Genomic DNA, 15319 nt, shown 5'->3' with positions numbered 1-15319 from the left:
GACTCCCCGTCAGACGACGGTGCGCGACCACTGCTGATTGGCGCCGGTGTTGCACGTGTACTGCTTGAGGATCACCCCGTCCGCTGTCGACGCGGCCGGTACGTCCACGCACTTGCCGCTGTGGCGCGCCCGGAGCTGGAAGTAGCCGCCGCTGGTGACCATCTGGAACTGCTGGTTGGCGCCGGCGCCACAGGTGTACTGGACGAGTTCGGCACCGTCGGCGGTCGAGGCGCTCACCACGTCGAGGCACTTCCCGCTGTGCCTGCTGATGATGCGCCAGTAGCCGCTGCCGGCATCCTGGAACTGCCACTGCTGCCAGGCGCTGCCGCCGTACGTGTACTGGCCGACGCGCGCGCCGTTGTCGGTGTTCGGCTGCTGGACGTCCATGGCCTTGCCGCTGTGCCGCACGGTGATCCGGTAGTACGTACCCGTCGAAGGCGGGGGCGTCGTGGGACCGCCACCGACGGTGTCGCCCCACGCGTACCGGATCTGGTCGGCGCCGGAGGTGTTGCGCACGGTGAGGTTGAGGTCGGTGCCGGTACCGCTCAGGGAGAACATCGAGTACCAGTCGTAGCCGATGGTGCCGGGCTTGCCGCCAAGGGCGGGCCAGTAGGTGCCGCCCATCTGGTTGTCGCGCATGACCTGGGCCATGGCGCGGATGTGCCGCACGAAGTTGTCGCTGCTGCCCGCGTCGGCGTAGTTGCGGCCGTCGTTCATGGGCGCGCCGAACTCGGTCGCCACCGCGCGGGAGGCGCAGTTGCCGAGGCGGGTCTGGATGTGGCTCCGGAAGGCGTCATAGGTCATCGCGCCGTAGAAGAAGGCATAGTGGTGGAAGGACAGCAGCGTCGAGGCGAAGCGGCTGTCGTTGCAGATGTCCCGCAGGTCCTGGCTGAAGCCGGTGCCGCCGATGAGCACCCGGCCGGGCACCGCCGAGTAGTGGTAGCTGAGCCAGTTCGCCGCGACGTTGCGCCACTCCGCCGAGCTGTAACCGTGCGGCTCGTTCATCGGCTCGAAGTAGACGCTCGTGTTCGCCCCGTACGTGTTCGTCACAGTGGACCACATGGCGTTCCACGCGGCGAGGTTCGTGATCCTGCCTCCGGAGGCGGCGCCGTCCTCCCAGTACGCGAGGATGACCTTGAAGCCGCGGGCGGTGGCGGCGTCGATGGCACCTCGGTACGCCTCCCACCATGCCGTCCCGACCGTGTGGGTGTTGATGGGCAGCCGGACGGTGTTGACTCCCATTGTGGAGGCCATGTCGTCGTAGAGGGCGTTCGCCTTGGCCCGCACCGTCGCGTTGCTGTCGGAGGCACTCAGGCCCTGCACGACGAGCGGGCCGGTGCTGAAGTTGTCACCCAGCACCGCCCAGTTCATGCCTCGGAACTGGTTGGTGGCGGCGGTGGCGGGCGACGACGTGACGACGATGGTGCCGACAAGCACTGTCAACGCGGTCACCAGAGTGATCGCCAGCCGACGTGCCGACCTGATCCGTGCCATGACATGTCCAATCGGTGTGGGCTCAGACGACGTTCAGCTGGTCACGCGGAATGTGGCGTCGGCGCGGCTCTGCGCGTCGGTGACCGGATCGAGCCGGAGCAGGTAGTTGTAGTGCCTGATGTAGCGGTCGGGGTGGCTGTAGGACTGGAACGACGTCCACGACGAGTTTGCGAGGCCGGCGACCTGCCGGAACGTGGCGTCGGACGCGAAGGTGGTGGTGCCGTCGTTGGCTTCCAGTCGGAAGTCGAACCCGTAGTGGCGCAGGTAGTAGCCGGGGTAGTTGACCGACTGGATGGAGACCGTGCCGGAGCCGGCGAGGCCGGGCACCAACCGCCACTGGCCGTCCTGGGCGGGGCTGACGTTCGCGTCCACGCGGGCGTCGTAGTTGGCGTGCCGCACGTACCGGTCCTGGAGGTTGTACGACTGGATCCGGTTGACCGCTGTGGCGGGCCAGCGGGCGAGCACGCGGCTCTGTTCGGCGGCGGTCAGGTTGAGGATCGATCCGTGGCGTTTCTTGGTGCCACCCAGGGAGTACGAGCCGGAGGCCGGCAGCCGGAAGCCACCCGGGCTCGACGGATCGGTTGTCAGCACGGGCAGGTAACCGCGCCCGCTGGCGTACTGGTCGAGGTAGAGAACCCACTCGTTGCGGGTGTTGAACTTCAGCCACATCGGGCCTTCGACCTGGGCGCCGGTCAGCCCGATGCCGGACAGGTTTCCGAGGGTCGTCCAGGTGCCGAGGATCGAGTTGCTGCCTTCGAGTGTGATCTGACCGTCCCGGGACGCCCGCACGTAGCGGTAGGCACCGACGCCGGCCGGAACCTCGACGATCTGGGTGTCGATGATCTCCTGGTTGCCGGGTCGGCTGATGTAGAGCTGCGGTGTGGTGATGCTGCGGAAGTTCGTCGTCCGCGCGTAGTAGATGCGGTGTTTGGTGACCCCGTTGAGCGGGACGTTCGTCGCCCAGTAGAGGACGTAGTCGCCGGTGGCCGGGTTCCAGATCGCCTCGGGCGCCCAGGCGTTGCGCCCGTCCGGGATGGCACCAGCGACGTTCAGCAGCCACGGCGCCGACCAGGTGACCAGGTCGGTGGACTCCCACACGACGAAGTTGCGGCTGCCGTTGTTGATCGCTGTCGACCAGTCCTGGCCGCAGCCGATGCAGAGGTCCGTGGCGATGATCCAGTACCTGTCGCCGCCGGGCGAGCGGACCAGGACAGGGTCGCGGACACCGCGGGTGCCGATGGGGGAACGCAGGACGAGGCCACCGTTGTTGAGGTCCGTCCAGCGAAGGCCGTCGGCGCTGTGGGCGAGGTAGATCTGTTGGTCGGTCGACGACTCTCCGGTGAAGTGCGCCATCAGGTATCCGACGGTCGGGTCGAGCGCGGACGCCTCCTTCGGGGTCGCCGCCGACCATGTGGTGAACAGCAGACACGCGGCGACCGCCACCGCACACAGCCGGGAGAGGGCTCTCGACATGGTGTTTCTCCTTCGCGGATGGCCATACGAGTCAGCTGGAGGAGCGCACGAGCATCCGGCCTCGGATGATCATCAATGTTAGCGTTAACAAGATCAACCTGTTCGAGGTCGAGGACCATCGGGATCTGGAACCATGACAACCGATGCGGAGCGGTTGCCGTTTCGCACATCACGCGAAATGCGGCGCAATGTTTTGTGCTTGTTACCCTCGCGTTGCGAACAGTGTTAGCGATCGCATCGGTGAGTGTCAAGGAATCGACATGCCGGCATGGAGCAGGGCCGCGAGGCCGCTGCTGGAGGCCACCGACACCCCTCGGCCGCATCACCCCGGGGCACCGAGCGCGCCGGGACGCATCGACCCGCAACCCGCCGGACACAGCATTGACACACTTCTCTGCCTGATCTAGCGTCTGGCCGAACCGATTCGACCACCGACTGGTCCCGCGTGGGCGGCGAGACCGGTGGCGGGATCTGGTGCCGATGAGCCGGCCGGACGCCGTGCACAACGCGTCTTCTCGGGCTCCGCTGCGGCGAGTGGTCAGCGGGGGCACCCGGACGCGACGCCGCGCGGTCGCCGCGCTTCTTCTACCTGTGGATCGATCCGTGCCGAGTGGCGGGAGCCCCATCATGACAAAACGTAGACCCCTCCTTCGTTCTCTCGCGACGGCCGCGGCTGTCGTCGTGGCCGTGGGCGCGACCGCACTGGCCGGCGGTGTGGGCGGCACCGCGTCGGCCGCGAACGTCGCGGTGGCCGCCGCCACCGCCGGGTGCGGCAAGGCACCCACGTTGACAAGCGGACAACGGTCCATCCAGAGCAGCGGCCAGAACCGCAGTTTCATCCTGAGGATCCCCGACAACTACGACCGCAACCACGCCTACCGATTGATCTTCGGATTCCACTGGAACGGCGGCACCGCCAACGACGTCGACTCCGGTGGGTCGGACGGGGCTGCCTGGTCCTACTACGGGCTGCGGCAGCAGGCGAACAACAGCACCATTTTCGTCGCCCCCCAGGGCAACGGCAACGGCTGGGCCAACCCCGGAGGCCAGGACGTCACCTTCGTCGACGACATGATCAGGCTGATCGACGCAGACCTCTGTGTCGACACGACGCAGCGCTTCGCGCTCGGCTTCAGCTACGGCGGAGGCATGAGCTTCTCGCTCGCCTGTTCCCGAGCCAGTGTCTTCCGCGCTGTCGCGGTCTACTCGGGCGGGCAGCTCAGCGGGTGCAGCGGCGGCACCGAGCCGATCGCGTACATGGGAATCCACGGCCTTGGGGACTCGGTGCTCAACATCTCCGCCGGACGTTCTCTCCGGGACAGGTTCGTGCGGAACAACGGGTGCACCGCACAGAACCCACCCGAGCCCAGGGCGGGCAGCCTGACCCACATCACCACCACCTACTCCGGTTGCCGGGCCGGCTATCCGGTGGTGTGGGCCGCCTTCGACGGCGGGCACACCCCCGGCCCGGTGGACGGCGGTGGGGACAGCGGAGCCAGGACCTGGACCAAGGGCGAGGTATGGAGGTTCTTCACCCAGTTCGGCAGCACCGACCCCACGCCGGGCCCGACCACCCCGCCCCCGACCACCCCGCCGCCGAGCGGCACGTCGATCCTGCGCAACACGTCCTCCGGACGGTGCCTGGACGTCAACGGCGCCTCGCAGACGAACGGGACCACGGCGATCATCTGGGACTGCCACGGCCAGACCAACCAGAGCTGGACCTCGACCGCCTCGCAGGAGCTGCGGGTCTTCGGCGGCAAGTGCCTCGACGTCAGCGGCGCCGGCACCGCAAACGGCAGCCCGGTGATCATTTGGGACTGCAACGGCCAGTCCAACCAGAAGTGGCGGCTCAATGCCGACGGCTCAATCACCGGAGTTGGTTCGGGCCGGTGTCTGGACGTCGTCAGCGGCGGCACTGCCAACGGGACACGAATCCAGATCTGGGACTGCACCGGCGCGGCCAGCCAACGATGGAGCCGAGGCTGACCCCTGCCGAGCGCCTCGGTAGGGCAACGATCCCGCGGAGTTTTCTTCGCCCCATAGGGAGGCTCAACTGTGTTAGTTCGCAAACTCTCCACCCCCTGGATAGGGGCAGCACTGGCGCTCATGACGCTGGTCGCCGTCGGAGCGTACGTCCTCACGACCGCCGCGTCGGCGGCCGCGGCCACCACTGCCGGCTGCGGCAGGGCGCCCGGGCTGAACAGCGGCACCCACACCATCCAGAGCAGTGGGAAGAGCCGCAGCTTCATCCTTCGGCTGCCCGACAACTACAACAACACCTATGCCCACCGGCTGGCCTTCGGGTTCCACTGGTTGGGAGGCACGGCCGAGCAGGTGGCGTCGGGCGGAACCGACGGAGCAGCGTGGGCCTACTACGGCATGCAGTCGCAGGCGAACAACACCACGATCTTCGTCGCCCCGCAGGGCATCGGTAACGGCTGGGGCAATTCCAATGGTGAGGACGTGACCTTCACCGACGACATGATCCGCCTGATCGACAACGCGCTCTGTGTCGACACGACACAACGTTTCTCGGTCGGGTTCAGCTACGGCGGCGCGATGAGCTACTCGTTGGCGTGTTCCCGACCCACTGTGTTCCGGGCGGTAGCGGCAATCGCGGCTCCCGGGCCGATCAGCGGGTGCAGCGGCGGCACGCAGCCGGTGGCGTACCTGGGGATCCACGGCATCAACGACAACATCTCCAGCGGACGGGCTCTGCGCGACAGGTTCGTCCGGAACAACGGCTGTGCCGCGCAGAACCCACCCGAGCCCGCACCGGGCAGCCGGACCCACATCACCACCGCCTACTCGTGCCAGAGCGGCTATCCGGTGGTCTGGGCCGCGTTCGACGGCGGCCACCAGCAGGGCCCGGTGGACGGGTGCGCCGGCTGTGAGAGCGGCGCGCGGAGCTGGGTCAAGCAGGAGGTGTGGCGGTTCTTCACCCAGTTCGGGTCCACTCCGCCGCCCACCACTCCCCCGCCGTCGACCCCGCCATCGAGCCCGCCACCCGCCCGGCAGAACGTGCTGATCGCGGGCAGCCAGTCCGGCCGGTGCATCGACATCCCCAATTCCAGCACGAGCAACGGCGCCCGGGCGCAGTTGTGGGACTGTCACGGCGGGACCAACCAGCGCTGGACCCATACCGCCAACCGCACCCTTACCGTGTACGGCAACAAATGCCTGGACGCCAGCGGAGCCGGCAGCGCCAACGGCACCGCGGTCATCATCTGGGACTGCAACGGCCAGGCGAACCAGCAGTGGAACCTGAACTCCAACGGCACCATCACCGCGGCGCAGTCGGGGCTCTGCCTCGATGCCGTCGGCGCCGGCACTGCCAACGGGACGCAACTTCACCTCTGGGCCTGCCACGGTGGCGCCAACCAGCAGTGGAGCACGCGCACCTAGCACCGCATCAGGCAGCGCCGACCACGCGCTGCCCGGCCTCTGTGCTGGGCGGCGCGTGGTCGTCAGGCCACGTCGTCGATCGCGAACTGCCACCCCGGCAGCCGCCCGTCGACCGGGATGAGGAATTCGGTAGTGCGTTGCCTCAGAACGGAGGCGCGTCCTCGCCCATCAACGCCAGCACGGTGCCGCCCTTGCCCTGTTTGAGGCTCTGGACCACGACAGTGCCGGTGCTGCCGTCGGGCAACTCCAGACTGAAGGTCTTTCCGACTGCGTTCTTGGGGCCGTTACCGGCGCTGTTGGCAGGCCGGAAGTCGCCTGCCCACGGCGCGATCCCACCCCTGCGGGCGGGCTCGGCGAAGAGCGCGACGGTGCCGGGGGTCCTGGTGCCGTCGGACGAGAGAAGCACTGAGGCACTGCGATAGGTAGCCATATGCGGCAAGGCTATCCCGGACCGCGCTCGTTTGCGCCACGACATCCGTGCGGCCGTACGGACGGCCACGGAAGCGATCTCCTGCGGTGATCTTCTCGGAGCAGGGAGGTGGCCCACGCAGCGGCGCCCCTGACCAGGCGCGACCGGGTCAGGGGCACCGCCTGCCGTCAGCAAGAGCAGAGGAGGACTACGTGCCTCTGCCTCACCCGGCGTACCTGAACGTCAGGATCTCACCGGCGCCTTACCCTTGCCCTTGCCCCGACCCCGGTGCTGGAGTGTCGACTGGTTGCTCGACTCCCCCTGCTGGTACGCGTCGAACTCCTGCGGGGCGTATGGCGCGGTCATCCGGGCGGCCCCGCTTGTCGTCCCGTGCGACCGATGCGACGGCGGCGGGTTGAGCGTCTCGTGCGACCCGTGCTCGCTGCCGGCGTCGGTGGGGTTTGCTGCTTCCCTCCGGCGCTGCACGTTGGCCAGATAGGCGCCAGCCGTGTTCGCGAGTGCGCCAGCAGCGTTCAGGTAACCCGCCGCTTCGATGTTGGCCCTGTTGATGACGAGTTGCGTGGCCGAGGACGCCTGCCGGTCCACGCCGGAGATGATGGTGTAGCCGGCCGCGATACCGGTGGTGAGGCCGACGACGTCGGCGACGTCCCGCGCCAGCAGCGGCACGTCGACCGGCGGCGTGGTGAGGTTGTTGTAGATGCTCTGCCCTCTGTTGTAGATGTCGGAGCCGAGGACAACAGCGTTGCCTGTCGCGATGGCGTACGACACGCCAGCGCTTCGCCCGATCCCCTCGAGCGTGCTGCCGATCGCGTACCCGACCCGGGTCCGGATCTCCTCGTCCTGGACGGCCGCCCACAAACCCGCCGCGGTACGTTGCAGGAGCGTCCCGGTGTCCGGGGCCACCCGGAACGAGGGCGTCCGCCCTGCCTCCAGGTCAGCCCTGCCCGGAACGTTTCCGGTCGAGTACGCGCTGCTGGTCGGGCGGGGCGGCGATCCACTCGGGGTGTGGCTGGGGCTGGCTAGCGGGGAACCTTCGGGGACGACCACCTCGCCGCCGGTCACCGGGTAGGTCCCGAGCTGGAACCCCTCCCCGTTCACGGCGTCGGTGAGCCCGTCGGCGATCTCCTGATCCTCCCTCTGCCACGCCGCAGTGCTCTCGTCCAACTCGCCGAAGGTCGGCGGCGGTGGCGTCACCGGGGCAGGTACGGACGCCCAGTAATCAGCAGATGACGTGGCGAAGACGTCCTGCGCCTCCCGCGCCTCCTCGTAGACGGAGGCGAAGTTGTCGGAGAGTTGCTGCTGCTGCATCAGGGCGGCGAGGTGGTCGACCTGGTCGCTCTGCGCCCATTCGGTCGGGTAGGGGTACATCCCGTACGTCGAGGGCAGGTAGTAGTCGCCGGTCGAGGACGAGCCCATATCGAGCGCGGGACTGTCCTCGTAGGTGTAGGTGTAGGTGTAGGCGTTGTCGTCGCCCTGGTCGCTGGTGCCGCGGCTGGAGCCCTGGTAGCCGCTTCCGTGGTCGTAGGGTTGTCTGGAGTCCTGACTACGTTCCATTTCATCGTCTCCTGACGACGGCGGACGTGGATTCCCGCTCTACGCGGCACCCGGCGCGCCGGTTCAGTCCGGAACGGAGATCTTTTTGAATGGCCCGCCCGCCGTGACCGGCCGTACCCAGGACGGACCCCGGCCGGTCACGGCGGCAATGCCGGCTACCGACCGCGCCCGCCCCGGCGGGCGGGCTGCTGCGGGTTGCTCCCGGCGGGATACCCCTGCCCGGGGTACTCCTGCGCGGGGTACCCCTGCTCGGCGTGGTCCTGGCCCGCGCGTGCCGCGTTGACCTGGGCGAGATACGCGAGCGTCTGGCTGGGGGTCCAGCTGTGCGAGGATCCGGCCTGCTGGGTGACACTGGGCCCCGGGTCCGTCTGCCCCGGTGGCGACGGTGAGTCCGAGACCGACAGATCACTGAACTGTCCCTCGACCGAGGCGCTCCAGGCGGGGTGTCCGTAGCCGAACTGGTCGTAGGCGAAGTGGCCAGGTGCTGCGGGCTCCGCCGTCGGCGACTCCCCTTCCGAGCCCGAACCGTGGGCCGTGGGCAGCATCCGGTCCCCGAACGACAGCGATGCCGCGCCCGCGGGCAGGTAGGGGCCCAGCGCCTCGGCCTGGTCCGACGACGGCGTCAGGGGGGTGGGAGACCAGTTCTCGGGGTACACCGCGAAGCCCTGAGCGCCCGTCGCCAACAGGGTGTCCTGATTCAGTGGCCGGCCGAGGGCAGGGTCCGCGACGCCGTGGTAGGGATGTCCGATCTGGTACACGGCGTGCGCGTCGGCATGGTCCTCGATCGCATCGAGGGTCGCGGTCGCGGTGTTCGGGCTGGCAGTGATGTCCGCCCGCGGATGATTGGCGATCCACGCGTGATCGAGGTACTGGGCTCTGGCTGTGGCCAGATAGTCCCTGCCGTGCGCCCACTTCTGATAGTCGTTGTCGTACGCGTGGGCCTCACGAACCGAATAGTCGAGGGCGCCGAGGGCTCTCGGCTGGTCCGTCCACGCCTCGCAGACAACGCCCTCGGGCGAGGTGGGAGGGCCGAAGTAGACAACCACGTGATCACGAGCGGCGGCTGGCGCGCCGGGTGCGGACGTCACATCGGAGAAGTCCTTTCTCGTGATCACGTCGCCGGTCCCTGTGGCCGGGTCGTAGAGGTCGCGGTGCCCGGCGCAGGCCATCAGGGACGCGAACTCCTCGCAGCCGGCCTCCTGGTAATGCTCTGCCAGCGCCCCCTCCTGACCCATCTCGATCTCCTGGGTCGGCGGATCGAGTTTGGCCTCCGGATTACGCACCTGGGCGTGGAGGACCTCCAGGCTCTGGCCGCCGGTCGCGGCGAAGCGGCCGTGCTGATTGGCGACGTTGATCCGGCCGCGCAGGTCGTCGATCACCTGCTGGGCGTAGTGCTGCCGGGACTCCCTCAGGTCGCGTTCCAGTTCGAATTTTTCCCCGAACAGGTCTCTCGCCCGGTTCAGGTCCGCACGGTCCGCCGGGTTCACCAGCCTGCCGCGCCGGTCGAGTTCCGCGCAGCGCTGCCGTGCGGTCTCGATCAGCGCGCGGACCGGCTCGTCGACAAGCGTCCGGGCATTGCGCTGGTAGCGCTCGAAGCGTCGTGACTCGTGGGATCCGAGGTCCGGCGGGTTGTTGAGCGACGACGCGCGCAGCGCCTCGACGAACCGGTACCGCCCGACCGCCACGCCGAACTCGTTCTCGTGGCGGCTGCTGCTCCACAACCGACGCCTGATCTCCGGCAGACGGTCGATGATCCCGGCGAGTTCCTGACGCCTGTCGTCCAGTGCGTCCTGCTGGAGTCCGATCTCCCACGGTGCGTACCTGACCACTGTTGCCGCCTTCCTGTAGCACGGTGCCGAGCGCGGCGGCACCGTGCTCGTCGCACGCTTTCTGTCGCCAGCACTACGGAGGAAGGCGCGGCGCGGTTCATCTCATAACGGGAGATTTTATCGCTTTCCGAGGCGGCCGCCGAAGCCCTACGACCACCCCGTGCCGAGCTTGGCGGCGGCCCGTTCGGTGATGGCCGCGACCTCCTGCTTGGCAAGCGCCGAGATCCGTCCGGCGTCCGGCTCCTTGTACCAGGGACGCAGCTTGATCACCGCAGGACGGACGCCGGTGGCCAGCAGCAGGGCGGTCCCCTTCGGCAGCGCCCGGATCCGGTCGGCCGGCAACACGCTCTCCTGGCGGTACGAGACGGACCGCGACGAGCCATCCTTGCTGCGCGAGACGCTGACGGTGCTCACGTCGTGCTGGCCGACCAGCTTGGAGATCTTCTCCACGAAGTCGGCGTCGTCGAGGCCCGCGCCGAGCAGTTTGATGGTGGCGGCGCCCCACATGGCGTCCATGCCCGCCTCGCCCCAGACCCGGGACCCCTGCCGGTAGCTCTGCAACAGGGTCACCACGTTGATTCCGCGCGAGCCGAGGTGCGAGTAGAGGTCGGGCAGGTCGGAGATCCGGCAGACGTTCGCCGCCTCGTCGAGCACCGCCGTCATCGGCGGGTCCAGCCGCCCGCCCATCCGCTCGGCGGCGACCACTCCGGCCCGCAGCGTCGCGTCGGCGAGCCCGGCGATCACACCTGCGGCGGAGCCGCCGCCGTCCTTGGAGAGCAGGTAGAGGGTGTCCCGGCCGAGCACGTGCCGGTCCGGGCGGAACTGCGGCAGGTACGGGTCCGGGCTGACCCAGGCCAGGATCTCCGGGTCGAGCAGGCACGCCACGCACTGCCGGGCGGTCTCGTAGATGCCGTCGCGGGTCTCCACAGCCCCGCGTACGGTGCCCTGCAACTGCTCCGCCATCGCCGACATCCCCGCGTCGCGCAGCAGGTCGACAGGGGTGCGGTCGGCCGGGTCGGCCAGCCAGCCGAGCAGGTCGGTGACCGAGGCCCGCCCCCGGGCGGCGGCCAGGAAGAGCGCGGTCAGGGTGTTCTGCGCCGCCGAGATCCAGAAGTCCTTCTTCGAGCTGTCGTCGTTCACCGATGCGACGAAGTGTCCGGCCAGCCGCCGCGCGCCCTCGATCGTGACGCAGTCGGCGAGGATGTCCCACCACATCTCCCGAGGCGCGTGCGCGATGCCCTGCGGGTCGAACGTCCAGACGGTGCCCACGCGTTCCCGTTCGGCGCGGGTCACCGCGTACACGTCGGACTTGTTCGACGTGAGCAGGACCGCACCGCGGGCCCGCAGCACCCGGGGTATGGCGATGCCCGTGGACTTGCCGGCCCGGGGCGCCATCAGGTCCAGCTCCACGTCCTCGTAGGAGGAACGCAGCTCCGGGCCGTTCGGGGACAGGTCGCCGAGCAGGTTGCCGGTCTCGTCCGGCGGCAGGTGCTTCATCCCGGCCAGCGAGGGCCGCAGTTCCCGGGCGCGGGCGGCGATGCCCGCCGGTGCGAGCGATGCGAGATCGCCGCGGCGGGCCAGCCCGACGCCCTGGTTGCGCCGGTCGAGCAGCCAGCGCCCGGCCACCACGACCGGCACGACGAGGAGCGCGGCCACCACGGCCATCCCGCCGTAGACCGCGTACGGGGACGCGCCGGGCCAGAGCGTGTCGAGGTCGCCGGAGGCCAGGGCGAAGTACGAGCCCATTGTGAACGGCGGCGGGCTCCAGCCGTGCCCGGTCACGCCGGCGCCGAGCGTGCCGCCGGTCCAGGCGACGATGAAGAGTCCGAGGTTGGCGAGGACCACCAGGCTGAAGGCCCAGAAGAACAGGTCTGCCCCGCGTGGCGGGCCGGAGGACATCTTCCCGCTCACGCCTCCCACCTCCGGCCGGCTCCGTCGGTCACCTGGGCGTACTCCGGTCGGGTGGTCAGGTTGCCCAGCTCGGCCTCGGCCTCGAAGACGGCCTTGCGGGCCGCCGCCCGCTCGGCGGCCTGCTGCTCGGCGTATCCGTTCTGCACCCAGCGCTGGTTGGTGTCGTGCAGGCGGCGCTCGGTGTCGGTGATGGACACCCGGATCGGGATGCCGGGCCGACCACCCACCTTGATCAGGAACCGACCCCGGCCGGGTGGCTCCTCGTTGCTGCCGCTGCTCGCCCAGCCCGGCGGGGACGACCAGGAGGAGACCAGCTCGATCTCCCTGCGGGACAGGCCGATCACCCGGCCCAACTCGGTCATCTCGGCGGCCGGCAGCCCGGCGCAGGCGACGATCCCGGCCCGCTCCACGAAACCGCGCGCCTTGGCCCGGTCGGCGTCGGTGCCGAGCGCCTCGGCGTCCTTGAGGGTGTGGGTGATCTTCGCGTCGCCGAGGCCGAGCGAACGGTTGAGCCGGGTCAGCGCGTCGATCCGGTCGACGATGCCGGAGGCTGCCCGCAGCGGGCGCCACAACTCGTCGAGGATTGTGAAGAACCAGCGGCGCGGGGCCAGGCCGGCGTCGGCCAGGGCGTGCGCGGCTGCGACCGTGCCCAGTCCGTCAGACCAGGCGGCGAGCATCGCCGCCGCGGTGAGCTGGGTGTCCGACTCGCCGATCCGGGAGATGTCGATGCAGACGGCGGGAGCGTCCAGGTTGATCCGGGTCGAGGTGGTCGAGCCGAATGTGTCACCGAGCGCGCCGTCGAGGATGCCGAGCAGCGACCGGTGCAGCGGATCCACCGCGTCGCGGTACCGGGTCTCCTGCCCCCGGTCCAAGGTCACCGCCCGGACCCGGTCCGGGCCCTCCTCCAACACCCGCAGCAGATCCGGCAGGACCGGGGCAGACCCACTCGGGGTACGTTCCCGCAGGTGCCGAAGGCAGGCGGACAGCACCGCCTGCTCATGGTCGTCGAGGGCCCGGCCGCGCACGATTGTCAGCAGCGCCGCCACCATGTTGAGGACCCGGCCGTGGGTTTCGGCGGCCAGCGCCTGACCGGCCTTGCCGCCGATCCGTTCGGCGGCAAGGCCCATCGCCCCCGGGTCCAGCACGTTGATGCCGCCGACGCCACGGCCGATCGAGATCACCTGTCCACCGAGGGCGCGGACCGTGTCGGCGTAGTCCGGCTTCAGGTCGCCGAGGACCAGCGGCACCACACCTGTGGCGGCCAGACCCACAGCCATCCGGTTGATCAGGGTCGACTTGCCCAGACCCGGCATGCCGAGCATGAACAGCGACGGGTTGGAGATGTACTTCGCCCTGGTGAACCACGAGATCGGGTCACCGCAGACCGTCGCGCCGGTGAAGAGGTGCTGACCGAGCGGCACCCCCGACATCGGCGCGCCGGAGCCGGCCGAGAACGGCCAGAGCCCGCACGCCTGCACCGTGGTGGCCCGCCACATCGTCGGCGCGTCCAGGTAGCCGACCTTGCCGCCGCCCGGGCCGTCCCAGCCGCGTGCCGAGATCGGAAAGTCCCGGCGGGGCCTCTGTGGTTTGACCTTCGCCGGCTTGGGAGCCTCGTCGTCCGGGTCGCCGACAAGGCCCGTGAGCGCCGTGGACGCCCCGGCGTACCCGACCGGCCAGCCGGCACCGAGTGGGGTGTTCACATCGCCTCCTGAAGTTCGTGCGGCAGCATGGTCTGCTCCCAGGGCAGGATTCCGGCCGGCAGGCTGCAACTGAACGCCGCCGCCTGCATCCGGTTGGCCGAACGCATGGAGATCCGGGCGGCACCGGTCAGGTTGCGCACCACCACCGAGGCGTCGTCGAGCTGGTCGGGACGGTCGACGGTGATGGTGAGCATCAGCGAGAACTCGACAAGCCCGGCGCCGGTGGCCTCCTCGGAGGCGGCCTGTTCGGCGGCGCGTACCTCGGCGGCGGCCCGCGCCTGCACCATGCCGCGACCCGAGGTGGCCATGAACTGGGCGGTCCGTCGGTCCGCCTCGACGATCCGGGCGGAGGTGGCCGGGTCGATCGGCCGGTAGAGCAGCGCCACCCGCTTGCGGCGGGTGCCGGCGGAGGCGTCCAACATGGTCCGCAGCACACTGGAGCGGACCGTGCCCCGAGGTGCCAGGGTGAGCAGCCAGGTCCGCGACACCCCGGAGTCATGCTGGTACGCGTCGACAGTCTCCACGGCCGCCACCGGCCCGGCGTCGATCCACTCCAGCCCGGTGCGCCCGTGCTCGGCGCGGACGCTGAGCACGTCGGCGGCGCACGCGGGGTCGTACGCGACCCGGACCACCTCGGCGATCTGCTCGGCCGTGAGTGGCTCGGCCACCCCACCGCCGGCGCTGACCAGCCCGGTCAGCAGGCTCGGCACCCTGATGGCCAGGTCGGTGACGACGTCCTCCGGGTCGCGGCGGGGTCCACCCACTGGCGCGTACGTCAGGGTGATGTACGAGTTCATCTCCGACGACGCCGACGGGTAGTCGTCGACCACCTCCTGCATCACCGCCCGGGCGGCGGGCGGGGCGTCGGCGTCGAGGCGGGGAAGCACCTCGGTCGCCAGCCGGGTGCCCGGGTCGGGAGCGGTCTCCACCACCACCGATGCGCCGCGCAACCCCGGTTCGTGGGCGAGTCGCGACAACCATTCGCCCCACAGCGCCACCCAGGTGTCGACCTGGTCCGGGTCGACGAGCGACCCGCCGTCGGGTTCGCAGCGCAGCACGATCGTGTAGAGGTTGCGGCGGCGGTGGTGCAGCACCCCGAACGCCCGGTCGTAGGCGTCCCGCCCTTCCAGGGCGACCACCCCGCTGAGCATGCCGGGCGGGGCGAACCGACCCTCGGGGCGGGCCGACAGCGGCCCGGAGACGTACAGGTGCTCGCCCCGGGCCCGTCGCCGGGACCAGCCGACGCGCAGCGCCACGAGCTGGTACAGATTGCGGCCGTCCGGGGTACGCACCGCCATGGGAAGCAGGCCCAGCACGAACGGCGTACCGATCACCATCGCCGCCTGGAGCGATGCCAGCGACGCCAGCAGCACCACCACCAGCCCTCCGAAGACGCCGACCGTGCCGAGCAGACCGAACGGGCCCAGCCCGGCGCGGCGTGGTCGGCGCCAGTTGCCGTACGTCGGTTCGATGATGGTCTCCGTCGACATGGACCTCTCCCTCGTCTCTTCTGGTCGGCG

Annotated in this window: 10 protein-coding genes; 2 read left to right on the top strand and 8 right to left on the bottom strand. The window is 69.7% G+C overall.

Going from position 1 to position 15319, the window contains the following annotated elements:
• Positions 1-9: 9 nt before the first annotated feature.
• Entirely contained in the window at positions 10-1494 is a 1485-nt protein-coding gene (locus tag ACLQ23_RS21140; protein ID WP_425880977.1) for an RICIN domain-containing protein, read from the bottom strand.
• Positions 1495-1527: 33 nt separating this feature from the next.
• Positions 1528-2967, bottom strand: coding sequence for a glycoside hydrolase family 43 protein (locus ACLQ23_RS21135; protein ID WP_425880976.1), 1440 nt, complete (start codon positions 2965-2967; stop codon positions 1528-1530).
• A 627-nt stretch (positions 2968-3594) separates the two neighbouring features.
• On the opposite strand from ACLQ23_RS21135, the gene ACLQ23_RS21130 reads away from it, so the two are divergent.
• Complete coding sequence (locus tag ACLQ23_RS21130) at positions 3595-4956, top strand: lectin (protein WP_425880975.1); 1362 nt, start codon at positions 3595-3597, stop codon at positions 4954-4956.
• Between the two features lie 69 nt (positions 4957-5025).
• Positions 5026-6375, top strand: a complete 1350-nt coding sequence (locus tag ACLQ23_RS21125; RefSeq protein ID WP_376767495.1) for an RICIN domain-containing protein — start codon at positions 5026-5028, stop codon at positions 6373-6375.
• A 142-nt stretch (positions 6376-6517) separates the two neighbouring features.
• On the opposite strand, the gene ACLQ23_RS21120 is transcribed toward ACLQ23_RS21125, so the two are convergent.
• The 6 genes from ACLQ23_RS21120 to ACLQ23_RS21095 all read right to left on the bottom strand — a co-directional run bounded on the left by ACLQ23_RS21120 (position 6518) and on the right by ACLQ23_RS21095 (position 15289).
• A complete protein-coding gene (locus ACLQ23_RS21120; RefSeq protein ID WP_355591975.1) occupies positions 6518-6805 on the bottom strand; it encodes a hypothetical protein in 288 nt (95 codons plus the stop codon).
• Positions 6806-7027: 222 nt separating this feature from the next.
• On the bottom strand, positions 7028-8359 hold the full coding sequence (locus tag ACLQ23_RS21115) for a hypothetical protein (protein ID WP_355627682.1): 1332 nt from the start codon (positions 8357-8359) through the stop codon (positions 7028-7030).
• Positions 8360-8514: 155 nt separating this feature from the next.
• On the bottom strand, positions 8515-10188 hold the full coding sequence (locus tag ACLQ23_RS21110; protein WP_355627679.1) for a hypothetical protein: 1674 nt from the start codon (positions 10186-10188) through the stop codon (positions 8515-8517).
• A 147-nt stretch (positions 10189-10335) separates the two neighbouring features.
• Positions 10336-12099 (bottom strand): type IV secretory system conjugative DNA transfer family protein, encoded by a 1764-nt coding sequence (locus ACLQ23_RS21105; protein ID WP_355591981.1) that lies wholly within the window; start codon positions 12097-12099, stop codon positions 10336-10338.
• Positions 12096-13799 carry an ATP/GTP-binding protein gene (locus ACLQ23_RS21100; protein WP_355591982.1) on the bottom strand — a complete coding sequence of 568 codons (1704 nt, stop codon included), beginning with the start codon at positions 13797-13799 and terminating at the stop codon, positions 12096-12098. Before ACLQ23_RS21100 ends, ACLQ23_RS21105 begins: the two co-directional genes overlap by 4 nt.
• The gene (locus ACLQ23_RS21095; RefSeq protein ID WP_425735316.1) at positions 13796-15289 is read right to left on the bottom strand and encodes an SCO6880 family protein; all 1494 of its coding nucleotides are present in this window, start codon (positions 15287-15289) and stop codon (positions 13796-13798) included. Before ACLQ23_RS21095 ends, ACLQ23_RS21100 begins: the two co-directional genes overlap by 4 nt.
• Positions 15290-15319: the final 30 nt, after the last annotated feature.

This window comes from Micromonospora sp. DT41 (assembly GCF_049841715.1).
GTDB lineage: Bacteria > Actinomycetota > Actinomycetes > Mycobacteriales > Micromonosporaceae > Micromonospora > Micromonospora profundi.
Note: the sequence above shows the minus strand (reverse complement) of the source record. Positions and strands in the feature narration are given on the sequence as shown.

Excerpts from the sequence above, each read along its gene's own strand:
- ACLQ23_RS21140 (WP_425880977.1), bottom strand. The coding sequence starts at position 1,494 with ATGGCACGGATCAGGTCGGCACGTCGGCTGGCGATCACTCTGGTGACC.
- ACLQ23_RS21135 (WP_425880976.1), bottom strand. The coding sequence starts at position 2,967 with ATGTCGAGAGCCCTCTCCCGGCTGTGTGCGGTGGCGGTCGCCGCGTGT.
- ACLQ23_RS21130 (WP_425880975.1), top strand. The coding sequence starts at position 3,595 with ATGACAAAACGTAGACCCCTCCTTCGTTCTCTCGCGACGGCCGCGGCT.
- ACLQ23_RS21120 (WP_355591975.1), bottom strand. The coding sequence starts at position 6,805 with ATGGCTACCTATCGCAGTGCCTCAGTGCTTCTCTCGTCCGACGGCACC.
- ACLQ23_RS21115 (WP_355627682.1), bottom strand. The coding sequence starts at position 8,359 with ATGGAACGTAGTCAGGACTCCAGACAACCCTACGACCACGGAAGCGGC.
- ACLQ23_RS21095 (WP_425735316.1), bottom strand. The coding sequence starts at position 15,289 with ATGTCGACGGAGACCATCATCGAACCGACGTACGGCAACTGGCGCCGA.